A 22,554-nucleotide genomic window follows, 5' to 3' on the forward strand; every position below is an offset into this window, starting at 1 on the left:
TTTTGGCAAATGAAAGAAGTGCTGCATTATTAAGGAAATTTATTCAATGGATGAGGGCTGATTTTTAATGGATTGCTTACTCCCAACATTTTTTGCTACCTTGCATACCTCATCACCCTACAAAGTATAGTGACATTCAAGGAATTCAATTTTAACAACGATTTATTCGAAGGCATCGAGAGCATGGGGTTCACCACGCCAACCCCAATCCAGGAGATGGCCATCCCGATCATATCCGGCGGACAAGACATTATTGCCTGTGCGCAAACAGGTACCGGCAAAACCGGTGCTTACCTGCTGCCCGTGCTTGACCATATTGGCAAGACCAATAAGCACCATACCAGCACGCTTATTTTAGCGCCAACGCGTGAGCTTGCCCAGCAGATTGATCAGCAGGTAGAAGGGCTGGCTTATTTTACGGGCATCAGCTCAATCGCCGTTTTTGGCGGTGGCGATGGCAGCGCGTACGAGCAGCAACGCCGGGGGATTCAAAATAATGTAAACATTATTATTGCTACTCCGGGCAGGCTGATCGCTCACCTTACCTCAGGCGTATTAAAGCTTAACCATTTAACGCACCTGGTGCTTGATGAAGCCGACCGCATGCTTGACATGGGTTTCTCGGACGATATTATGAAGATCATCAGCTACCTGCCTAAAACCAGGCAAACGCTGTTGTTTTCGGCTACCATGCCGGGTCGCATCCGTGCGCTGGCAAAAAAGATCCTGAACAACCCCGAGCAGATCAATATTGCGCTTTCACAACCCGCAGTAGGGATTGATCAACAGATCTACCGCGTGCACGATCAGCAAAAAACACCGCTGCTGCAACTGATCCTAAAAAATGGATCGTACACAAGTGTTATTATTTTTTGCTCAAGAAAGGAAATTGTAAAATCATTAACCAAAGAGTTAAAACAAGCCCGGGTTAATGTTAGCGCTTTTCACTCGGACCTGGAGCAAAAGGAACGGGAAGAAATTTTGCTGAGCTTTAAAAACAAACAGTTGCCCGTTATAATCGGTACCGACGCCCTTTCGCGCGGGATTGATGTGGAGGGGATTGACCTGGTGATCAATTATGATGTTCCCGGCGATCCGGAAGATTACATCCACCGTATTGGCCGTACAGCCCGTGCTGAAACTACCGGCACAGCCATCACCTTTGTAAACCACCGCGATGAGCGCAAGCTGAAAAGCATTGAACAACTGATAGAAAAACCTATCCGGCTGATTGATGTGCCTGATGAGCTAAAATCCATCGAAATGGTTAAGCAGGAGCACTCGCCCAATAAAAGGCCACAGCAAAGGCGCTGGGGTAATAAAAGCAATCCACGTAAATAACATTTTTTATACAGCATGATGAAAAGCATGTATCTGGGAGTAGCTAAAAATATTTTTATAGTTGCATTGGTATCGCTGAGTACTATCGCGTTAGCACAAAAAAAAGAATCCTCCGGCAACCCCATATTTAAAGGCTGGTATGCCGACCCTGAAGCAAAGATCTTTGATAAAACTTATTGGGTATACCCTACCTACTCGGCCAAATACAACGAGCAGGTTTTTATGGATGCCTTTTCATCAACCGACCTGGTACACTGGACAAAGCACGGGCATGTGATTGACAGCAGCTCGGTTAAATGGGTTAAAAAAGCCTTATGGGCGCCGGCTGTTACCGAAAAGGCTGGCAAATACTACCTGTTTTTCGGTGCGAATGACATTCATGACGATCAAAAAGAAATTGGCGGTATAGGCGTTGCAGTAGCTGATAATCCCGGAGGGCCATTTAAAGATTATTTAGGCAAACCCCTCATCGGTAAAATTTACAATAAGGCACAACCTATTGATCAGTTTGTTTATAAAGACGATGACGGACAATATTATATGATCTACGGGGGCTGGGGTCAATGTAACATAGCTAAGCTGAATCAGGACTTTACCGGCTTTATCCCTTTTAAAGACGGTGAGACCTTTAAACTAATTACCCCCCAAGATTATGTTGAAGGCCCGGTTATGTTTAAACGCAAGGGCAAATACTATTTAATGTGGAGCGAAGGCGGCTGGACCGGCCCCGATTACCGCGTGGCCTATGCCATCGGCAATACGCCTGTCGGTCCGTTTAAGCGGATAGCCACCATATTAAAACAGGATGTAAATATTGCAACGGGGGCCGGGCACCACTCGGTTATAAATGTGCCGGGTACTAATGAATGGTACATTGTATATCACCGCCGCCCGCTTGGCGAAACTGATGGCAATCACCGTGTAACCTGCATTGATAAGATGTATTTTGATGCCAATGGTTTTATAAAACCCGTTAAGATCACCAATGAAGGTGTACAGGCACGGGTAATAAAGTAAAACAGGCGTAATCGCAATTAAAAAAACAGTGTCTTGTCATATGTGCCTTAACACTACCTCCACCCGCCGCCAAGGGCCCTGTATAAATTAACAACAGCCTGTAGTTGCTGTAACCTGTCATTAACGCCGTCAAGCTGGGCGGCTAACAGGTTTTGCTCGGAAGTTAGGACATCAGTGTAATTGGTTGCCGAGCTGTAGCGCAACAGTTCTTGGGTATAATCAACCGCTTTAATAAGGGCAGCTATCTGTTTGCTACGGGCATCGGTTTTTTCTATAGCTGTTTGATAAGAGTAAAGAGCGTTTGAAACTTCCTGTCCTGCCACTAGCAGGCTTTGCTGAAAATTGTATAAGGCTTCCAGTTGCTGCGCTTGTGCCGTTTTTAACCGTGCTTTGTTAATGCCCTGGTTAAATATAGGCTGGGTTAAACCTGCCGCCAGGTTGTAAAATACCGATCCTACAAAAAAGTCCTTCAACTGCAAATTCGACCACCCGCCGCTGGCTGTAATGGTTAGCGAGGGATAAAAATAAGTGCGTGCCAGGTTGGTATTTTCAAAAGCACTGTGGAAAGCGTACTCCGCCTGCTGCACATCCGGGCGATTTTTTAATAATTGGGATGGGATGCCCGTTTGCAGGCTATCTATTTGTTTCTGTGCATCAAGCTTCGACCTGTTTAATGCACCGGGAGAACGGCCAACCAGTATATCAATAGCGTTCTCCGTTTCGCGGATGCTTCTTTTTATATCAGGGATGGCAACTTCGGCAGCATAACGGTTGGCCTCGCTTTGTACAACTGCGGCCCCGTTTACAACTGCCCCCTCTTTAAGCGATTTCATAGTTTCAACATCCTTGATCCGGTTTTGCAGGGTTTGGGATGTAATTTCAAGTTCCTTATCAAGCGCAAGTAAAGTATAGTAGTTATTGGCAATATCGGCTATTAGCTGAGTTTGCACGGCTCTTTTAGCTGCGTCGGTTTGCAAAAGGGTATTAAATGCAGCCCTTTTTGCGCTGCTTAGCTTACCCCAAACGTCAGCTTCCCATGATGTACTTAGACCCAGCTGGTATGAGGTGGTCAAAGTACTAATGGTAGTACCCGGTGGATAATTCAGGCTTGCTGCCGATAGCTTTGACCGTGTTGCATTTGCGTTGGCGCTAAGGTTTGGCAATAATGCAGCTTTGCTTTGTACTAATGCCGCCTGTGCCTCGTAGATCTTTTGAACAGCTACTTTTAAGTTCAAATTATTATAAAGGCCTTCGTGGATCAATGCTTTTAAAACGGTATCGGCAAACATCCTTTCCCATGGCATAGACGCAATGGTTGTGGTATCAGTGGTTTGCTGGTTCCGATAAAGGTCCGTAGTATTAAGGTCGGGCCGCTGGTAAGTTTTCGTTATCTTACAGCTCAGCGCCGTGCTTAACAAAGCGAACGTTAAAAAAGTATATTTTAAATAGGTTCTGTTCATTGTTTAAATCTCTTAACTGGTCTCCATTCAGGGGACTCCGCTGGAGTCCGTAAACTATTTTTATTCTTTCTATAAACAGGAGGCTCCGATGGAGTCGCTGACACGATTAATTTATTTGTTTTGCTCCATAGGAGCACCCTGTTTATAGAATCGTGACCTATGGCCTGTGTCATCAAGTTAAAGGATAACACAATCGTGATTCTCTCCCAAAGCCTTTTAGCCCCCTCTAAATCTCCTCCGCTGGTTAGCGGAGAGACTTTAGCTTCGCCCGCGTTTATTTTTTCAAGTCCTCCCTACCGGGGAGGATTTAGGTGGGGCTATTGGACGCTGCTATGTGGCTGGTTTATGGCCAACATTCTCTTAACTTAATAACATTGAGCAGCCTCCTCTTGATGCAGTACAGTTATTAATTATTATTTAGCCGGTATAACTGCATCATCGTCCTCATCCTCTTCCAGGTTTCGTAAATGGCGCGGACCACTTATCTTTTCCTGCAAATGCTGGAAGATCATAAATAGCACCGGTATGGCGAATACCCCCAGTAAAGTACCAATAAACATCCCGCCAACAGCACCCGTACCAATTGAACGGTTGCCTATGGCGCCTGCACCTGTTGAGAACATCAATGGCATTATACCAAAGATGAATGCAAAGGAGGTCATTAATATCGGCCTTAAACGGGCCTCGGCGCCTTCAATAGCAGCCTGTAAAAGCGGCATTCCGGCACGTCTGCGTTCGAGAGCAAATTCCACTATCAGGATAGCATTTTTTGATAACAGGCCGATGAGCATAATAAGCGAGATCTGTACATAAATATTGCTATCGATCCCTGCTATCCTTGCAAATACGTAAGTGCCTGTTAAGCCTATTGGCAACGAAAGTAGTACGGCAAATGGCAAAATGTAGCTTTCATATTGTGCGCTTAGTAAAAAGTAAACAAATACCAGGCAAAGCAAAAATATGTAAACGGATTGCGTACCGCTGGAGATCTCTTCGCGGGTTAACCCCGAAAATTCATAACCATAACCTGCTGGCAGCTTCTCGGTAGCAACAGCCTTTATAGCGGCAATAGCATCACCAGAGCTATACCCCGCATTTGGCTGTCCCTGGACAGATATTGATGTAAATAAGTTAAAGCGGGAGATAGATTCAGGACCGAATACTTTGCTAAGCGTAATAAATTCAGTTATAGGCGCCATGATACCACTGCTGTTGCGTACAAAAATTTTATTCAAACCTTCGGGGTTGTTGCGGTATGCATAATCTGCCTGTACCATTACCCGGTATTGTTTACCAAACTGGTTGAAGTTTGATGCATACAACCCACCGTAATACCCTTGCAGGGTATTGATAACGGAGGTTACCTCAATCCCCGCTTCTTTACATTTAGCAACATTTACATCAACCTGGAATTGCGGAAAATTGGGGTTAAACGCCGTATTTGCGTTTTGAATTTCTTTGCGTTTGTTCAGCGCCTCTAAAAAGTCGGTGCTTACTTTGTACATTTCGGCTGATGTATGGCCTCCCTTATCCTGCAGCTCGAACGAAAAACCATTTCCCGATCCAAATCCCTGGATAGTAGGTGGTGAAAAAATGAAGATGCTGGCTCCATGAATGTTGCCAATTTTTCCATAAAGCTGCTGAATAACTTTTTGGATGCCATCATTTTTGCGCTGATCCCATTTTTTCAGCTTGATGATATCCATACTATAAGCGCTTCCGCTTCCGGCTGTAAAGCTAAACCCAATAATTTGCAGCGTGTTGCTTACCGATGGGAAGGTATGGGCAATACTATCTATATGTTTGGTTATGGCGCTGGTGCGCTGCATGCCTGATGCCGGGGGCAGGCTCACGCTTACAAATATAGTACCCTGGTCTTCACTTGGCACAAAACTGGATGGCGTAGTTTTTATTAGGATGGTGAGCGATACGCCAAATATCACAATTGCAGCTACCACTATCCATTTTTTTGCCGCAAGCCAGGTTACCGACTTTTCATATTTTTTGGTTACCGTGTAAAAAGCCTTGTCAAACCTGGTATAAAACCAGTTGAAAAACCGTTTCTTTTTATGCTCCTCCGAATGTGGTTTTAGAAATATGGCACACAATGCCGGACTAAGCGTTAATGCGTTTACTGCCGAAAGCAGGATGGCCACTGCCAGTGTAATACCAAATTGTTTGTAAAATACACCGGTTGAACCCGAAATGAATGTTACCGGTAAAAACACTGCCGACATTACCAGCGTAATAGAAATAATAGCTCCTGAAATCTCCTTCATCGCATCAACGGATGCTTTGCGGGCTGATTTATAACCTTTATCGAGCTTGGCGTGCACAGCCTCCACTACCACAATGGCGTCATCAACCACAATACCTATGGCCAAAACCATGGCAAATAAGGTTAACAGGTTTATGGTAAAGCCAAACAGGTTTAAAAAGAAGAAGGTACCTACAATTGCAACCGGAACCGCAATGGCCGGGATAAGCGTTGACCGAAAATCCTGCAGAAAAACAAACACCACAATAAAAACCAGTATAAAAGCTTCGATCAGGGTGCTGATCACTTTCTCGATAGAGGCATTCAGGTATTCATTGGCATCAACCAGGTAAGTAAGCTTAATTCCTTTTGGAAATGATTCAGCGGCAGTTTCAAGGATCTTTTTCGTATTGTTGATCACATCGCGGGCGTTTGAGCCGGATGCCTGGGTAATCCCAACACCTATTGATGGCAGGCCGTTGGTTTTTAAATCAGCAGAGTAATCAAGGGCTCCAAGCTCAATGCGTGCAACATCTTTTAAATGCAACAACTGGCCCTTGCCAACTGACTTTATAATGATATCTCCAAATTGCTGAGTGGTTTTAAGACGGCCCGTATATTTTATTACATATTGAAAAGACTCGTTACTGTTCTCGCCAAACTTACCGGGGGCAGCTTCAATGTTCTGTTCGTTTAACGCATTGGTAATATCATCGGGTACAAGGCTGTAGCTGGCCATCACATCCGGCTTTAACCAAATGCGCATAGAGTAATCTTTTGAAGTAAAGATCTGGGTATTACCAACGCCGTTAACCCGCTGTATGGCAGGCACCAGGTTTATCTGGCAATAGTTCTGCAAAAAGGTATCGTCATAATCCTTGTTTTCGCTGTACAAAGAAAATATCAGCAGGTTGCTGTTCTGGCTTTTTGCCACGGTAACCCCTGCCTGGGTAACAACTTGCGGCAACAAACTTACTGCCCTTGATACCCTGTTTTGAACGTTTACCGCAGCCAAATCAGGGTTGGTGCCTACCTTAAAGAAAATAGTTATCTGGGCCGAACCATCGTTACCTGCGCTGGAGGTCATGTAGGTCATGTTCTCCACACCGTTTATTTGCTCCTCAAGCGGTACAATAACACTTTTAAGCACCACATCGGCATTGGCGCCGCTGTAATTAGCAGATACGAATACGGTTGGCGGCGCAATATCAGGGTATTGTGAAATAGGAAGATTTATCAACCCGATAACACCCAATATAACCAGCAGTACCGAAATAACCGTTGAAAGTACAGGACGCTCTATGAATTTTTTTAACATATTATTTTTATGTAGAGACGCAATACTTTGCGTCTCATGGATATAATTGTGTTCAGGGCCATCTGGTAACAGCAGAGGGAGTAAGCATTACGCCCCTGCGAGTTTATTGCCGGGTTTATTTTAAATCCTTATAAACAACATCAGCATTAACCTCGGCAGGTTTTATCTCTGTGCCGTCCTTTAAATTATTTACACTTTCGGCAATAACCTTATCGCCGCTTTTTACACCGCCGGTAACAATATAAAACTGGCCCGGGGTGTTCTCCATGGTTGTTATGGCTGCGTTCTTAACCTTGTTCTGTGCATCTATCAAATAAACAAAGCGCTTATCCTGCAATTCATAAGTAATACTTTGGGGAACCAAAATAGCCGACTTTACTAATTCAGGAACGCGAACCGTAGCGCTGCTGCCACTCCGCAGCAAGCCTTTAGGGTTAACAAATGCTGCCCTGAAGTTTGCAGAGCCTGTATTGGTGTTAATGAGGCCATTCACGGTTTCTACCTTGCCCGGGTGCTCATAAGTTGTTCCGTCAGACAGGATCAGCGAAACTTTGGGCATGTTATTTAATTTCGATTTGATGGAGGTGCCCGTACTGTCGCGGCTAAAATCAAGCAGGTGCTTTTCGTTCATGGCAAAGTAGGCATAAACAGTTGCCGTATTGTAAACCGTTGTTAACGGATCGGTAGTGGTGCTGCTTACCAGGCTGCCCAGCTTGTAGGGTAATGAGCCTATAACCCCATCAACCGGGCTGGTAATTGTGGTATAGCCCACATTAATTTTAGCATTCGCCAATGCTGCTTTGGCCTGTGCCAATGCAGCCTGCTTGGTTTGTAAGGTGTTTTGTGCCGATTCAAGCTCGTAATGGCTGATAATATCTTTTTCAACCAGCGGCTTTACTTTATTTACCTGCAGGGTGGCTGTGTTTACATCAGCCTGCGCGGTTTGGATCCCGGCTTCGGCAGTGCGTACATCCTGCTCATATTGCGGGGCCTTTATTTTAAAAAGCAGCTGTCCTTTTTTTACCAGTGTACCCTCATCAACATAAATACCTTCAACAAACCCATCAACTTTAGGTCGGATCTCTATGTTTTGAAGCCCCTGGATGCTGGCCGGATAATCGTTATTTAAGGTAGCTGAGCGCGGTTGCAAAGTAAGTACCTTATAAACAGCCGGACCTGCGGGGCCTTGTGCATCATTTTTTCTCTTATCGCCGCAACCAAACAGCAACAGTGAAAGCGGGACAGCCAATAACACTGTTTTTAGCAATTGGTTAAAAGAACGGGCTGTTAAGGACTTGTATAAATTGTTGTTATTGTTCATTTTGTGACAGAAAAAATAGGGTGGCTTTTTAAGCGCGCAAATATAATAGCATTAATTAAGAGTCGGGAACCAGGAGTCAAGAAACAAGACGGATAATTCCCGAATACTAACTTGTATAATTTATTCTTAAAAGTTTATCTCCATGTTACGGGTTCGTATAAAAATTTTCAGCTTTTCTTCTTGTCGTTTGATTCTTGTTTCCTGAATCTAACTTAATAAGCTGTAAACATTGTTTTTATTAGGGGGGAGAGAAAATTATTTCAATCCAATGGGTTTTATTTTAAACAGTTTGCCCTGTTATTTAAATGAACCCGGGTAGGTATGACGCATAAAAGGCAGATCTGTTACAAATCTTTTATTCTTTTTGTAGCGCTTATTTTAGTTTTTTTTAAAAAATTAAAATAAAATATAGCGTTATTTTATTTATTGATCATAAACTAAAATAACAATAAAGAGTATTTTAGATTTAAATAAATGCGCACTATTTCCAACCAAACTACACCCACTTACTCAAAAACTGGCTGAAAGGTTCTTTATACTGATCACCAACTGTGATATTGACTTTGCCGATCTGCAATGCATTGCGGGTAATGGAATTGATCTTATCCAGCGAAACAATGAACGAACGGTGCACCCGCATAAAACGTTTGGATGGCAACTTTTCTTCCAGTGATTTCAGGCTGGTGAGCGATAAAACAGGTTTTTCGGCGCTTTGCAGCCAAACCTTTACATAATCTTTCAATCCTTCAATATAAAGGATGTCATTAAGCGCCAGCCGCACAAGCTGATACTCCACCTTTAAAAACAGGTATTCATCCTCAATTCGCTCTTCGGAAGCAACAGGTGCCTGAATAGCTGCGGCAGGAATAGCATTTGATTTTTCAACCAGCTGACTATAAGCCAATGCTTTGTGTGCGGCATGCAAAAACTCTTCGTAATTAAATGGTTTAAGCAGGTAATCGAGCGCATCAACGCGGTAGCCCTCAAGGGCAAACTGGTTGTAGGCGGTAGTAAAAATTATGCGGGGCTTGTTGGTTTTGCTGTTATCAAGCACGCGGGCCAGCTCAATTCCGTTCAAATCGGGCATCTGGATATCTAAAAATAACACATCCACTTTTTGCGCATGGATGGCTCTTAACGCTTCAACTGCGCTTGAGTAGCGGCCAACCAGGTTTAAAAACGGCGTTTGCTCAATAAAGGAGCATACCAGGCCAAGCGCCAGGGGCTCGTCATCAACAGCTATACAATTAATTATCATGCCAGGTTGAGTGTTAAGTGAACCAGATAAATACTTTCAGTAGTGCTTTCATTTATAACTAAAGTGTGCTTGCCGGGGTATAAAAGATCAAGCCGGCGTTTGGTATTGTTGAGGCCTATGCCACTGCCTTCCTCTAAGTTATTACTTTGTTCTTTAATTATAGTATTAACCACACTTAATTCAATCAAAGTATCATTTTGGCTAACTGTTATGCCAATGTGACTCGGTTGTGTAGCGCTAACCCCGTGCTTAAACGCGTTCTCAATAAACGGTAAAAATATCATAGGCGCAATGGCCAGGTCTTTTAATGCGGTTGGCGAAGTAAAGTCTATTTTAACCACATCCGTTAAACGCAGCTCCATCAGGCTGATATAATCTTTTATAAAAGCAATTTCCTGGCTTAACATGGTGGTGCTGTTTTGTGTATCGTACAATACGTAACGCATCATGCGTGAGAGCTGGTGGATTGCCTTACGGGAGACCTCGGCATTTACATGAGTTAAGGCGTAGATATTATTGAGGGTATTAAAAAAGAAATGCGGGTTGATCTGCGCTTTAAGAAATGATAGCTCAGAGCTTACCCTGTCCTGTTCCAAATCCTGGTGCAGTTGTTTATCCTTTTGCCATTTTTGGATAGTAGTAATACTGGTACTGATGCCTAAAACCAGGGCAATGGTTGCTATCATCGCGAGGTCCCAATTATAATCTCTTCCTTTATGATGTTTGGGCGGACCGCTTTTATGAAACGCCGCTTCCATTAACTGATGAAGATTAAGCCATTTATCTACATAAACATTAAGTATTACAATTACCGTAACAGTTACTAAAACGAAGAGAAAGTAAATACCCGTGTTGTTTTTTAACAGGAATTTTGGAACCAGGATGAATGAGTTCAGATAAAATGCAGTTATTAATAACCCCCATATAATGATCTGTTTTATCCACAACTGGTACGGCAACGTAATGCTCAATAGTAAAGGCTGTGAAAAATAGATTAATCCCAATATCCCCCATATTAAAATATGGATGATTATAGTTATCAGTGTGCTTTTTGATTTTGGTATCATCATCTCTTAAAAGTTTTATAATCAAACGTTTATAACGCCGATTTATAACAACAATATTACAAAGCAAACCGGTATAAACCCAATCAAAATCTATGAGCAGCCAAAGTTTACCGATGGAAAGGCAATAGTAGTCTTTAAAAACATGATTTAGCGTACTGCCCGATAAAATGAGCTTTTATAGGTTAAAAACGAGGTTTAGTCTACTTTTAATTTGCCCCCGTCTATTCTGTTTTTGAGTGCTGTTGCTTTGATATTTATTTGCAGTATCTAAAAAAGAACATGATTATGAAACCAATATACTTTTTTATTGCTGCCCTGCTTTTAACGAGCGTTACCGGCTTTGCCCAAACGGGAAGGGACGTACGTGGAACCGTGATCGACTCCACTAAAGCTACCCTGCCCGGGTCTAGCGTTAAGCTGATAACCGATAAAGACAGCGTTACAACCATAACCGACTCAAAGGGAGCTTTTATTTTTAACGGGATAAAGGCAACCCAGTTTAGTATGGTTGTACAATCAATAGGTTACGAGCCTATCCGTCGCCGGATTAATTTGGATAACACCAACAATACGGTATTTTTAAAGCCCATCACACTAAAACCGTCAACCATTGTATTAAATGGCGTTACCATAACCGATGTGATCCCGGTTAAAATAAAAGAAGATACGGTTGAATTTAATACCGCAGCTTATAAGGTAAGGGATGGCGCACCTGTTGAGGACGTAATAAAAAAGATTCCAGGCGCTGACGTGGATAAGGATGGGAACATTACCTTTCGCGGAAAAAGCGTTACTAAAGTGAGGGTAAATGGAAAAGACTTTTTTGGAGGCGATTTAAAAACAGCCACTCAAAACCTGCCTGCTGATGCCGTACAAAACGTGCAGATGGTAAATGACTACGGCGACCAGGCCAACCTTACCGGTATAAAAACCGGCGACCCCGAAACTATTTTGAACATCAACATAAAGCCAAGCCGTAACCACGGCTATTTCGGGCAGGCCAGCATTGGCGAAGGCCGTGATGCCATTCCACAAATAGACGGTGCAAAAGATGGTAACCGGTACATAGCACAGGCTAACTTATTCAATTTTGATGGTGCCAGGCAGATAGCCGTGCTGGGCAATTTGAATAATACTAATACCAGCCTGTTTAATTTTGGCGGTCCCGGCGGCAGGCAGGGCGGCGGCGGTGGCCCTCCGGGAAGCAACACGGGTTCAAGCGGCATTACTACCGCGCGTTCATTAGGCTTCAACTACCGCGATAGCTGGGGTAAAAAAATAACTGTTTATGGAAGCTACAGCTATTCAGGCCCTACCACCAATACTATCAGCTCAACCATTCAGAATAACATTTCGCTGGTAAACCCAAGTACTAATTCGCAAACCAGTACCCGTAATGACGAGCTAAGGAACCATCGCCTTACCTTCAATATGGAGTACAAACCTGATACTGTTAACTATTTTAAAATTAGTCCATCATATTCTTACGCTGGTGTTAATACCGTTCAAAATGGCACCAATCTTTTGGTTAGGGACTCAAGCGTGGTATCAAACTATAACTTTAAATCGTTAAGCCATTCATCGGCGCCAAATTATGGCATTAACGTATTGTATAACCATAGGTTTAATAAACATGGCCGTAACTTTAGCATAAATATTGGTACAGGCCGCACTTCAAGCAGGCAATATCAAAACCCGGTTTATGATTATATTGCCGGTGCTGCCAATGCCCCGCTTGATCAGTTTATAAATACTGACAGCCATACCGATACCATTGGTACAACATTATCATACATTGAGCCTTTAGCAAAAAAATCATACCTGGAAATCAACTACAATTTCCGCCATTCATATACCGCAGCAGATAAGGAGACCGATACCCTTGCAAGTAATGGTACTGATGTTAACAACTACGCACTGTTAAGCAATAATTATAATTTCACTTTTATAACCAATCGTTTTGGGTTAAACTACCGGTTTGTTGAAAAGAAATATAATTATGTGTTGGGGATAACTGCACAGCCATCGGTTTTAAAAGGATACTCACAAACTACCGGCTTGCCAACTAATTCAACCGCGTTTAATGTTTCGCCAAATGCGCACTTTATTTATAATTTTTCGCGGTCACAATCATTCAGCGCCAATTATACCGGGTACAGCAGCCAGCCCACCTACTCTGAATTACAACCGGTTACTGATTTTTCAAGCGCATTATACCCTATAACAGGTAACCCTGATTTAAAGCCGGAGTATAACAACAAGATAGATTTCAGGTACAACAATTTCAGCTTTGAAACAGGTAACATATTTTTCAGCAATTTCTCCTTCACAAAAACCAGTGATAAAATTGTATCGAACACCATTACCTATCCAAAAGTGTATACGCCAAACAGCAAGCTTGCCGGTACCATTGAAACACAATACAAAAATACTGACGGTTACTCGCAGGCACAAGCCTTTTTTGTATTCAACAAGCCCTGGGAAAAACGCAAATACAACCTGTTTTTACAGGGTAATATATCATACATAAACAATATATCGTACATAACTAATGTTGATGCTACCACTTATAACTTTACAACAGAAAAAAACTTAGCAAAAACACTGGTGCTTGCACCGGGCGTACGTTTCAGGGTTGATATTACCGATATAATTGATGCCGAGGCCAACACTACTTACACGGTTAATTCATCAAAAAATTCAATAAATCAACCGGGTATAAATGATAATTTCCGCACCTGGCAATTGGGCCTAAACGGTAAAAATTATCTGTGGAAGAACTGGACGGTAAGCTATGATTATACCAAATATTTATACTACGGTTATACCGGCGCCAATAATCCCAATATTTTTAATACCTATATTGAACGCAGGTTTCTGAAAGGTAATATGGCTACCATACGTGCCGGAGTTTATGATGTATTCAATGAAAACACAGGCTATACCAGTACACAAAACGGAAGCTTTGTAACGCAAACAAATGCCAATAAGCTGGGCAGGTATTACCTGCTAACATTTACCTACAGGTTCACTAAAATGGCGGGCAAGGCCCCGGGCATGGGCGGCCCTGGTGGTCCCGGTGGGCCGGGCAGAGGCTTTGGTGGCCCGCCTCCGGGAGGCGGTGGTCCCGGTGGCCCGTTGGCAGATTAATTTTTGATTGAGCAACAAAGAATATTTTAAACAGTTATAAATTCAAACCAAACCAAAATGAAAAAGATTAACCTATTACTTGCTGTTTTATTAACAGGCAGCACGTTATTTGCCCAAACAAAATGGAATGTTGACAAAGCTCATGCAAAAGTTGGCTTCACGGTAACGCACATGATGATATCCGATGTTGACGGTAGCTTTAAGAGCTTTGAGGCCAGCATAACCTCTTCAAAAGCGGATTTTAGTGATGCTGTTTTTGATTTATCTATTGATGTCCCTTCAGTAAATACGGATAACGATATGCGCGATAACGATTTGAAGAGCGATCATTTTTTTGATGTAGCAAAATATCCTAAAATCACCTTTAAAAGTACGTCAATAAGTAAGGTTGATGATAAAACGTATAAACTAACTGGTAATTTAACCATGCACGGCGTAACAAAACCAATTGTATTAGACCTTACCTTAAAAGGTATAGGGCAAAACATGAGGTCGCATAAACCGGTGGCTGGTTTTAAAGTTTCTGGAATAATTGACAGAACAGATTTTGGTGTAGGTACGGCACCCGCTACAATGGTTAGCACCAAAATTGAGCTCAGGGCAAACGGCGAATTTGGGCAGGAGTAAAAAAAAGCCTAATAGAGGCTTGTAAGGCCTTTTTGTTTGTAACACTGTTGCAGTTGATGCGTCATATCCGTATAGTGATAAAAAAAAGAAATTAATAAATATAGAAGAGCTTATAGATCTTAAATGATCATGAGAAAAGGTACGGACGTGAGATACCCGGCCTGGATTTAGTTGATTGTTATTGATTTTATTAGTAACAAAGCGCCCTGAGGTGAGATCCGGGGCGCTCTTTTTTTTCCTGGTTTTAGGATTACGTGATAAAGGGTTAAACCTAATCCTTTCCGTTTATCCATTCCTTTAAAAACACCTCCACATTATCCCCTTCGCTTTTATCAATTACCTTTCGCATTTCTGCTTTTATGGGTAATTTGTGTGTGCCATCGCCCAATGCCATAAACGAGCTCCGGAACGGATAACCATCAACTGTGCCCTGCACCTTTACCAATCCTTTTGTTTTAAAAAACGCGACAGATTCAGGCCATTTTACATAGGTCCAACCACCTTTATTGGGGCTTTTTTGCAGCGTTGCTGTAAATTGTTTGTTTAATGCGGTCATATCAATATCGGTTAAATTTGATTTCTATCTCCAAATGCTGATAATAATTGTGATCAGTATGATCCGTGCCAGCCCGTCTCCGGCGTGGATGGCGGCAAGCCTCCACGGCACCTGGTCGTGTATTACAGAACCGGCGAGAATTATGGCGTAAAAGCCAACCCAGATCCACAAGGCAAGATTTATTGCACCCAAAATGCTGTTAACCCCTAAAAGTGTAACAAAGTAAGCAAGCACAACGGCAATAATAAGCACACGCGCTATTTCGCCGATCATCTTTCCAGCCGGCATTTTTTGCTTGTTAAGTGTGTTGGGGTCTATGCCACGCAACGCAAGCCATTGCCTGCCAAATAACAGCGGACTGTACCATAAGCCACTAACCACAAATGCTGTAAAGGCAGCCGTTATAATTGCTAAAAAATTTCCGCCGTTCATAATGACCCTCCTGGTTTTGTAAGTTGATATACAAAGATACTTTCAGGAAAAAAGAAAGACAGGTGTCATTAATGACAATATAAGGGGGCGATAGTGACAGATGCTTTTGATCTGTAAAATGTGTGCACCCATGAATTTTTCATGAAACATGCCTCTCAACGATAGGATCAGAAAAATCGCTTAATCCTAAAAATCATGGTTCAGAAATTAAATCATTCTGCAATCGGCATTCCGACTTCCGCATTCAAACAAATCCGAAATCGAACTTCCGACATCCGAAATAAAACTTACCCGTTAATAGGAAAACACACAATAAACTCTGTGTGCCCCGGTACTGATTTTACTTTTATGGATCCCTTATGCTGGTTCACAATGCGTTGCACCACTTCAAGGCCCATGCCGGTGCCTTTGCCCATTTCTTTTGTGGTAAAAAACGGATCAAATACCCGTGACCTGATATCTTCAGGAATCCCCGGACCGTCATCAATAATTGATACCTGTACAAACTCCCTGTCCCTTTCGGTTTTTATGGTTAGTATGCCTTTCCCGTTCTGGTCCATGGCATCAAAAGCGTTATCAATAAGGTTGGTCCACACCTGGTTAAGCTCACCAATCAATGCTTTTACAGGTGGCAGGTTAAGGTCAAAATCTTCAACCAGGGTTACATTGCCTTTTTTCTTCCGGTAGCCAAGCATGGTGAGCGTATTGCGGATGCCAATATGGATATCGGCATATTGCTTATCAGCCCCGCGATCCATGTGGGTAAATGTTTTAACAGATTTCACCAGTTCGGCAATCCGGCGTGACGATTCCTGGATATCTTCCACCATTTTTTCGGTAACCAGTAACGTGTTTATCCAACCAAAAACGGGTGATAAAAAAGCATCCGGAATATGTTTTTTGAAATTTTCAAGGTCGGCAACCTTAAAGTTAAAATCCACAAAGTTTTCGGCCATTTCGTAGGAATCTTCAATGTCCAGCGCATCAAACCAATCACCAAGTTCTTCTTCGCGTTTGGTTTTTTCCTTTAATGTTAATCTTGGCCTGTCTGTTTCGTCCAGCACACGGAATAGCTCGTCATTAACGGCATCCACCTGTGTGTTGTCCATTTTTATGGCGATCATTTTTTTAAAGGTCTCCGGTTCAAGACGCAAATGCTCCCTTAGTGAAATAGAATCCCGCACAATGGCTGATGCCGGGTTATTAAGCTCGTGGGTAAGCCCTGCTGAGAGCTTTCCAAGCGCCATCATCTTTTCGTTTTGCTGCTGAAAGGCGGTGAACTCGCGCACACGGCTAGTCATTACATGTACAAGGGCTTGCGTAAGCTCAAACTGGTCCCTTATCATTTCCCTGATCCGTTCGGTTGGGAATGTGAGAAGGCGCACTTCATGCCTTGCTTTCATGTAAACGCTTGCCATTTTGCCCCTTGAAAAAGGCAGGTAGCCTGTAATATGCCCGGCGCCAAATGTACCCAGTTCGCGTTTACTGCCATTCTGCATAACAAACGCAATAAATTCGCCGTCAATTATAAAGTGCGGGCCTGCTATCGGCACATCTGGTTTTATAAAAACAGAACCTTCCGGCAATATTACTTCTTCACAACTCTCTATCAGCCATTGCAGTTGTTCGTCAGGAACGCTTTTTAAGGCTTCGAAAGTTTTAAGGGTGGCAACTGTTACGGGTTCCATAATATTGATTAAAGATCAGTATTCGCTCTGAAAGTCCGAATGTAATTCATTCTTTATAAAAAAACTAATCTCCGGTCTCTTACCCCCAATCTCTATTCAAAATATCGTAGTTTTATGACATAAATAGGAAGTTTTCGCCCATGAACTATCAACCATTAACTAAACACATGCAGGTACAAAATAAAAACGATGGCAAACGCGGCGCCTTCTTTATTGAAGATGAAGGTAAAGAAGTAGCATTTATGCATTATATTTTCTCGGGAGAAAGTAAGCTTGTTATTGACCACACGGTAGTTGATGAAGCTTACGAAGGGAAAGGACTGGGCCGTCAGCTAGTGAAAGCCGGCGTGGAGTATGCCCGCGAGCATAAAATGAAGATTCTGCCCTATTGCCCGTTCGCCAAAAAGATCTTTGCAATTACACCTGCTTTTGCAGATGTTCTTTTTTAGTTCATGGTTCATAGCCGGAAGATGGCGCAATAGATATTTGAATTGTTGAAACAGTAAATAGTGGAGAATGGAATACATATTAGAACACCCGGTAGTAGCCAGTATAGGCACTGAAAAATACAAGTGTACAGTTGAATGGCGCAACGGCAAGTTTATTTCGGATGAGCCAGCGTTCGCTGGAGGAAAAGATACCGGGCCTGATCCTTATACGTTGCTTTTATCATCATTGGGTGCCTGCACTATAACAACGCTGCGCATGTACATTGACCGTAAAGGCTGGGACATCCCTCAAATAGCGATTGCCGTTAACATGTATTTTAAACTGGAGGGAGAAAAACGGATCACCGTTATTGACCGCGATCTTAACTTTTTATCACCCATAACCGATGAACAACGCGAGCGCCTGGTACAAATAGCCAAAGTTTGCCCTGTTTCAAAAATTCTGGAAGGCGGGATCCAGGTGCGTACGTTTGCCTATACCGGTGCGGATACCGAAAACACACACAGCTATACTAATGGTGATGTTACTGTTGAATGGCGGCCCGAGCTTTGCAAACACGCCGCAAGGTGTGCTACCCAACTGCCGCAGGTATTTAACCCGGCGGCAAAACCATGGATAAACATGGATGGGGCTACCAGTAAGGAAATTGCGGAACAAGTTGCTAAGTGCCCGACAGGGGCGTTAAAGATGGGGGAGAAATGAATGGCTATTTGTTATAATCAAGTAGTAAATAAATGTTTAAACTGATCTTCAAATTCCTCATATCGAAGAACTGAAATTTGAGGAAAGAGGTTGTTTTTTATCTGATGTATGTGCTTGTCATTACTAACAATATAATCAGATTGGCTGGCAATATAACAATCAACAAACTTATTGTCATCTTTATCATTTTCTACCAATTGCCATAAAAAGGAAGGGTTTTTAAGAAAAACATTTGGAAGTAGGAGAAGGTAATCTAATGATGCATCTGTAAAATCAAGTCCATATCTTAAAGAAATTTGCTCCTGGTACTCTGTTATAATTTCATTTGATACTACAAGATTATATTTGTTTTGGATAAGTGATTGATATATCCAATGATACTTATAGTTTGGTGCAAGCGAAACCAGGAAGATATTTGTGTCTAAGATGAAGCGTAGATTATTCATTAATCCAACGATCAAGATCTTCTTCAGTGATGTTTTTTTCTTTTATAGCTTTTTGAATATTCTTTTGAAGTTTGCCTGAAAAGTATTTGGCTAATAGTTGTTTAATTGCCAACAGATCTTCTTCTTTTGGCTGAAAAGAATAGATGTTTAACAATTCTAGTTGTAAAGCACTTAATTTTTGACTTTGCATAATGATATTGCTTTTAACAAAAATACACATTTTTTAAAATAAATAAATTCGATATGAAGTTGATTACTGTCTGTTCAAATGTAAACACTTGAATAGGCGTCAGGGAGTTTTTTTGCCATCTTTCAAAAACTAATCTCCAATCACTAGCTTCTAATCACTGATCCTAATCTTCACCACCGCCTTATTCATCACCCTATAAAAAAACACCCCGCCAATAATATAAAGCAGCACATCAATCCAGTCGGCAGTATAGGTTTTGGAGAAAAGGGGCAACAGGCCTTCAAATATTAATGATACATAGGCTACAATAAAAACAACGTGCCATTTTGATAGCACATAGTAATTGTTTTTAATAATAACTACTCTTTGAAACCACAGGCCCAGGTTGGCAATAACAGGTATAGCAATGGCATCGTCAATATAACCGTTAATAAGGGGCAGCGGGTGACCCAGCTTGCGGGAGGTGATCACAATAAGCCAAATCAGGCAGCTTGCAATAAACCATTTATTAAGCAGTGTTTTCATTTAGCCGGGGATCAGGCTAATTAACACGATTATTATAGTAACAAATACAAAAAATGCTACCTGCAAGCTTATTACCAGCCAGCGCAGGCTATTTAAAAAGTTTTTGCAGAAGCGCTTAAAGGGACCATCGGTTGGGTTTATAAAAAAATAGTCGTTTTCTTTTCGTACCTCACCCCGGATCTTTTTCTCCACCTCGCGCGAGAAACGACGCGACTCCAGGAAGCTATCGCAATACAGGCACCGGTCGTCAATATCCCCGGCCCATAAAGTCCATTTGCCGCATTGCGGGCATTTTATTTCTCTAATCTGGCTCATTGGTATTTGCAGTTAACCAAATATAAAAAAATAGGGTCGCTAACACCAGCATAAAATAAAAAAGGACAGCCACCGGCCGTCCTTCAAATTTTTTAAGCGGTTGTTATACCTTATTTACTCACTGCTTTTTTTGCAGGGAACAATGGTAATACGATAACAGCTAACAAGGCAACAACTTCTAATACAACTAACATGTCTTTTTGATTTAAATATTTATTTATTAAACGATTAATAGCTTTCAGAAAACAAATTCTTTTCTGTACCAGGGAAGCGACACAAAACATGCCATGTTTAATAAAATATTTTTTACCCGGAAAACCCGGAAAATTAAATTTATTAAATTTTAAAATTCACTTAAAAAACAGGTGTATTTTTAGTTTTTGCTGATATTTTGAGGCTCTCCATCAAAAAAAAACGTGTAATCTCAGATATTTGACTGTTTTTTATACCGATGTAACAAATAAGTCTGAAAAATATCAATAATATGATTCGATATTAACTTCAGGATAAAAAATTAATTAGGGTGATTTAAGCTTTAGCCGTTTGATTTAATGCCACCCGCAATTTGCCATATTTTTGTAAAAAAGGCTCTTGAAATGAAGGGTGGGGTGACCGCTTAGCTATTTAAAATATTTTTTTGACAATTTGTCAGCCAGCATGACAAGGGCTTGGATTTTTAAAAAATCATCAAAATTTTTCATGACACGATGCTGCCAAAATGGCCATTATGATAACTAAAAGCCTGTAAAACCTGGGCAATCATTTCCCTTTAGCTGTTTGGTATCAATAGTAGCTATGCCAATATTTTTATTGTACGGTAACAACGGCTGCGCTGCCTGCCGGTACATTAACTATAAAACTGGTTTTATTAGGCGTATAATTTTCAGTTGCTGACGGACTAAATGTGCCATCAGCGTTTACCTTGCTTCCGCCAAATGTAACATCTGTAGCTGAAGTAATTGAAGGTGCGGTAAGCCTGCTTACTGCTATGGATGAAATATTTTTACCCCTTACTATATTAAAGTCAAAGCTTTTATTGAGGTTTTTATTTATAAGGGTTAAGGAATAGGTGCCGTTGGTAAGGCTGGTGTGTGCACTGCAGTAGTCGGCTTCATCAATTTTGGTTGAAATAGATCTTCCGTTTATACTGCCATATTTAAAGGCCAGCATGGCATAGTACTCCGGCTTTGCCTTAAGCACACCATTTTCCTTCATAACAGGCGAATAGTACAGACCAATGCCTGTATGAAAATTAATCCCCTGGCAGCCATTGTCAGCTAAGATCCACATTGCATCAAGCGCCCACAGCGCTGAGGCAAATACATCGCTTACACCGGGCTTGCCCCCTCCATAAACATTATTGCATTCCGTAACGCGGAAAGGCGGCTGATTTTTAGATGTAGAAGCTTTGAATGATTGAAGCAGTCCGGCAAGCTTTAAACTGTGCCCTAAAATGGAATGATAATCAATGCCAGGGTTACTTGCGGGCCCTGTTTCATAGTAATGCCCATCCTGGAGTTTTACATTTACATCAGTGCTTTCGTTGTCTGTAAAGGCTGTTATCCAGTAGGTATTAAAAGCAATATCGGGGCCGGCAAAATTGGCTCCGGGCACTGCCTTTTGTACGGCAGATTGGTATCCCCTCCATTCAGAAAGAAAATCATTGAACGAATATCCCGGGTTGCGGTGGTGTGTATAGGGCCCAAAGGCATCCGGTTCATTACCCGATTGAAAGGCATACAGGCTACTCCCTAAGCTTTGGTAAACGTACGCTGCTTCACTTGCGGCTACCCCGGAATCATTATTAGCTAAATTTAAACCAAACAAAACCGGCCAGCCCGTAACCTTTGCAAAAGCAGATAAACGATCAATGTCAGTTGTGGTGATTGAATTCGGTGGAGTATCTCCATTACGTTCAGTTCCTGTCCATGTTATAAAGTCGCTGGTGGCGCCGCCCATTCTTAAAACACCGGGGCCAACATTTTTTAGCAGTTGAATAAGTACTTTGTTATTTGCATTTAAAAAGTTTATATCCTGTTCTAAAATGCCGGTTTCAAAACTAAGGCCTTCAAACGTTGCCGGGATTAAATTGCCGGGGTGGCTTTCATCAAAAGTTACATTGGCTGTGTGATCATTAATTATAAGGTCTTCCGGATGATCCTTGTGGCAGGAAACCAGCACCACAGCCAGTAAAATTATAAGCCAAAATTTATTCATGTGAAAAGGTACGATACCGTTATAAAGATATATAAATATCCGGTTTGTAACATAAACATTACGTTGCATATTAAATAAGTGTAACAGGCTTTAAATAATATAATACCAATAAGTATTTGTCTGCTCTTTTTGGCTTTTCATCTATATTTCTGAGCCTCTTATCTATTACTATATTTAGTAATAATTTATATATTTACTTTTAATTGTGTCAAACAAA

Annotated in this window: 19 protein-coding genes; 6 read left to right on the top strand and 13 right to left on the bottom strand. The window is 41.8% G+C overall.

The window, feature by feature from the left end:
• The first annotated feature begins 129 nt into the window (after positions 1 to 129).
• Together BUE31_RS26685 and BUE31_RS26690 are read left to right on the top strand one after the other, a co-directional pair.
• Positions 130 to 1,341 (top strand): DEAD/DEAH box helicase, encoded by a 1,212-nt coding sequence (locus tag BUE31_RS26685; protein ID WP_200801992.1) that lies wholly within the window; start codon positions 130 to 132, stop codon positions 1,339 to 1,341.
• A gap of 15 nt (positions 1,342 to 1,356) precedes the next feature.
• Positions 1,357 to 2,358 (top strand): glycoside hydrolase family 43 protein, encoded by a 1,002-nt coding sequence (locus BUE31_RS26690; RefSeq protein WP_073406923.1) that lies wholly within the window; start codon positions 1,357 to 1,359, stop codon positions 2,356 to 2,358.
• 53 nt (positions 2,359 to 2,411) lie between these two features.
• On the opposite strand, the gene BUE31_RS26695 is transcribed toward BUE31_RS26690, so the two are convergent.
• From BUE31_RS26695 to BUE31_RS26715, 5 genes are all read right to left on the bottom strand, one after another.
• Positions 2,412 to 3,818 (bottom strand): efflux transporter outer membrane subunit, encoded by a 1,407-nt coding sequence (locus BUE31_RS26695; RefSeq protein WP_073406924.1) that lies wholly within the window; start codon positions 3,816 to 3,818, stop codon positions 2,412 to 2,414.
• Between the two features lie 413 nt (positions 3,819 to 4,231).
• The gene (locus tag BUE31_RS26700) at positions 4,232 to 7,393 is read right to left on the bottom strand and encodes an efflux RND transporter permease subunit (RefSeq protein ID WP_073406925.1); all 3,162 of its coding nucleotides are present in this window, start codon (positions 7,391 to 7,393) and stop codon (positions 4,232 to 4,234) included.
• Between the two features lie 115 nt (positions 7,394 to 7,508).
• The gene (locus tag BUE31_RS26705) at positions 7,509 to 8,714 is read right to left on the bottom strand and encodes an efflux RND transporter periplasmic adaptor subunit (RefSeq protein ID WP_083620374.1); all 1,206 of its coding nucleotides are present in this window, start codon (positions 8,712 to 8,714) and stop codon (positions 7,509 to 7,511) included.
• Between the two features lie 496 nt (positions 8,715 to 9,210).
• Positions 9,211 to 9,972 (bottom strand): LytR/AlgR family response regulator transcription factor, encoded by a 762-nt coding sequence (locus BUE31_RS26710; RefSeq protein WP_073406926.1) that lies wholly within the window; start codon positions 9,970 to 9,972, stop codon positions 9,211 to 9,213.
• Positions 9,969 to 11,042: a sensor histidine kinase gene (locus BUE31_RS26715; RefSeq protein ID WP_143167274.1), complete on the bottom strand. Its 1,074-nt coding sequence runs from the start codon at positions 11,040 to 11,042 to the stop codon at positions 9,969 to 9,971. Before BUE31_RS26715 ends, BUE31_RS26710 begins: the two co-directional genes overlap by 4 nt.
• 282 nt (positions 11,043 to 11,324) lie before the next feature.
• Here BUE31_RS26715 and BUE31_RS26720 point away from each other — a divergent pair, with 282 nt between their 5' ends.
• Both BUE31_RS26720 and BUE31_RS26725 read left to right on the top strand, forming a co-directional pair.
• On the top strand, positions 11,325 to 14,189 hold the full coding sequence (locus BUE31_RS26720; RefSeq protein ID WP_159440749.1) for an outer membrane beta-barrel protein: 2,865 nt from the start codon (positions 11,325 to 11,327) through the stop codon (positions 14,187 to 14,189).
• A 57-nt stretch (positions 14,190 to 14,246) separates the two neighbouring features.
• Positions 14,247 to 14,816 carry a YceI family protein gene (locus BUE31_RS26725; protein WP_073406928.1) on the top strand — a complete coding sequence of 190 codons (570 nt, stop codon included), beginning with the start codon at positions 14,247 to 14,249 and terminating at the stop codon, positions 14,814 to 14,816.
• Positions 14,817 to 15,087: 271 nt separating this feature from the next.
• Here the strand turns inward: BUE31_RS26725 and BUE31_RS26730 are convergent, their stop codons facing one another.
• From BUE31_RS26730 to BUE31_RS26740, 3 genes are all read right to left on the bottom strand, one after another.
• Positions 15,088 to 15,372 carry a DUF1905 domain-containing protein gene (locus tag BUE31_RS26730; RefSeq protein WP_073406929.1) on the bottom strand — a complete coding sequence of 95 codons (285 nt, stop codon included), beginning with the start codon at positions 15,370 to 15,372 and terminating at the stop codon, positions 15,088 to 15,090.
• Between the two features lie 24 nt (positions 15,373 to 15,396).
• Entirely contained in the window at positions 15,397 to 15,804 is a 408-nt protein-coding gene (locus BUE31_RS26735) for a DUF1761 domain-containing protein (RefSeq protein WP_073406930.1), read from the bottom strand.
• Between the two features lie 287 nt (positions 15,805 to 16,091).
• Entirely contained in the window at positions 16,092 to 17,492 is a 1,401-nt protein-coding gene (locus tag BUE31_RS26740) for a sensor histidine kinase (RefSeq protein WP_073406931.1), read from the bottom strand.
• Between the two features lie 119 nt (positions 17,493 to 17,611).
• Between BUE31_RS26740 and BUE31_RS26745 the strand changes: the two genes are divergently transcribed.
• Both BUE31_RS26745 and BUE31_RS26750 read left to right on the top strand, forming a co-directional pair.
• On the top strand, positions 17,612 to 17,941 hold the full coding sequence (locus BUE31_RS26745; protein ID WP_410504030.1) for a GNAT family N-acetyltransferase: 330 nt from the start codon (positions 17,612 to 17,614) through the stop codon (positions 17,939 to 17,941).
• A gap of 67 nt (positions 17,942 to 18,008) precedes the next feature.
• The gene (locus BUE31_RS26750) at positions 18,009 to 18,644 is read left to right on the top strand and encodes a (4Fe-4S)-binding protein (protein WP_073406932.1); all 636 of its coding nucleotides are present in this window, start codon (positions 18,009 to 18,011) and stop codon (positions 18,642 to 18,644) included.
• Positions 18,645 to 18,661: 17 nt separating this feature from the next.
• On the opposite strand, the gene BUE31_RS26755 is transcribed toward BUE31_RS26750, so the two are convergent.
• The 5 genes from BUE31_RS26755 to BUE31_RS26775 all read right to left on the bottom strand — a co-directional run bounded on the left by BUE31_RS26755 (position 18,662) and on the right by BUE31_RS26775 (position 22,337).
• On the bottom strand, positions 18,662 to 19,090 hold the full coding sequence (locus BUE31_RS26755) for a putative toxin-antitoxin system toxin component, PIN family (protein ID WP_073406933.1): 429 nt from the start codon (positions 19,088 to 19,090) through the stop codon (positions 18,662 to 18,664).
• A complete protein-coding gene (locus tag BUE31_RS26760) occupies positions 19,083 to 19,280 on the bottom strand; it encodes a hypothetical protein (protein WP_073407059.1) in 198 nt (65 codons plus the stop codon). Before BUE31_RS26760 ends, BUE31_RS26755 begins: the two co-directional genes overlap by 8 nt.
• Before the next feature lie 150 nt (positions 19,281 to 19,430).
• Positions 19,431 to 19,805 (bottom strand): hypothetical protein, encoded by a 375-nt coding sequence (locus tag BUE31_RS26765; protein ID WP_073406934.1) that lies wholly within the window; start codon positions 19,803 to 19,805, stop codon positions 19,431 to 19,433.
• Positions 19,806 to 20,120 carry a hypothetical protein gene (locus tag BUE31_RS26770; RefSeq protein ID WP_073406935.1) on the bottom strand — a complete coding sequence of 105 codons (315 nt, stop codon included), beginning with the start codon at positions 20,118 to 20,120 and terminating at the stop codon, positions 19,806 to 19,808.
• A gap of 807 nt (positions 20,121 to 20,927) precedes the next feature.
• Positions 20,928 to 22,337: a glycosyl hydrolase family 79 C-terminal domain-containing protein gene (locus BUE31_RS26775; protein ID WP_143167275.1), complete on the bottom strand. Its 1,410-nt coding sequence runs from the start codon at positions 22,335 to 22,337 to the stop codon at positions 20,928 to 20,930.
• Between the last annotated feature and the right edge of the window lie 217 nt (positions 22,338 to 22,554).

The sequence above is a fragment of the Mucilaginibacter sp. OK098 genome (genome assembly GCF_900142915.1).
Classification (GTDB): domain Bacteria; phylum Bacteroidota; class Bacteroidia; order Sphingobacteriales; family Sphingobacteriaceae; genus Mucilaginibacter.

Bases quoted from the DNA above. Each gene is read 5' to 3' on its own strand.
- BUE31_RS26690 (WP_073406923.1), top strand. From the start codon at position 1,357: ATGATGAAAAGCATGTATCTGGGAGTAGCTAAAAATATTTTTATAGTT.
- BUE31_RS26695 (WP_073406924.1), bottom strand. From the start codon at position 3,818: ATGAACAGAACCTATTTAAAATATACTTTTTTAACGTTCGCTTTGTTA.
- BUE31_RS26700 (WP_073406925.1), bottom strand. From the start codon at position 7,393: ATGTTAAAAAAATTCATAGAGCGTCCTGTACTTTCAACGGTTATTTCG.
- BUE31_RS26705 (WP_083620374.1), bottom strand. From the start codon at position 8,714: ATGAACAATAACAACAATTTATACAAGTCCTTAACAGCCCGTTCTTTT.
- BUE31_RS26710 (WP_073406926.1), bottom strand. From the start codon at position 9,972: ATGATAATTAATTGTATAGCTGTTGATGACGAGCCCCTGGCGCTTGGC.
- BUE31_RS26715 (WP_143167274.1), bottom strand. From the start codon at position 11,042: ATGATGATACCAAAATCAAAAAGCACACTGATAACTATAATCATCCAT.
- BUE31_RS26720 (WP_159440749.1), top strand. From the start codon at position 11,325: ATGAAACCAATATACTTTTTTATTGCTGCCCTGCTTTTAACGAGCGTT.
- BUE31_RS26725 (WP_073406928.1), top strand. From the start codon at position 14,247: ATGAAAAAGATTAACCTATTACTTGCTGTTTTATTAACAGGCAGCACG.
- BUE31_RS26730 (WP_073406929.1), bottom strand. From the start codon at position 15,372: ATGACCGCATTAAACAAACAATTTACAGCAACGCTGCAAAAAAGCCCC.
- BUE31_RS26735 (WP_073406930.1), bottom strand. From the start codon at position 15,804: ATGAACGGCGGAAATTTTTTAGCAATTATAACGGCTGCCTTTACAGCA.
- BUE31_RS26740 (WP_073406931.1), bottom strand. From the start codon at position 17,492: ATGGAACCCGTAACAGTTGCCACCCTTAAAACTTTCGAAGCCTTAAAA.
- BUE31_RS26750 (WP_073406932.1), top strand. From the start codon at position 18,009: ATGGAATACATATTAGAACACCCGGTAGTAGCCAGTATAGGCACTGAA.
- BUE31_RS26755 (WP_073406933.1), bottom strand. From the start codon at position 19,090: ATGAATAATCTACGCTTCATCTTAGACACAAATATCTTCCTGGTTTCG.
- BUE31_RS26760 (WP_073407059.1), bottom strand. From the start codon at position 19,280: ATGCAAAGTCAAAAATTAAGTGCTTTACAACTAGAATTGTTAAACATC.
- BUE31_RS26765 (WP_073406934.1), bottom strand. From the start codon at position 19,805: ATGAAAACACTGCTTAATAAATGGTTTATTGCAAGCTGCCTGATTTGG.
- BUE31_RS26770 (WP_073406935.1), bottom strand. From the start codon at position 20,120: ATGAGCCAGATTAGAGAAATAAAATGCCCGCAATGCGGCAAATGGACT.
- BUE31_RS26775 (WP_143167275.1), bottom strand. From the start codon at position 22,337: ATGAATAAATTTTGGCTTATAATTTTACTGGCTGTGGTGCTGGTTTCC.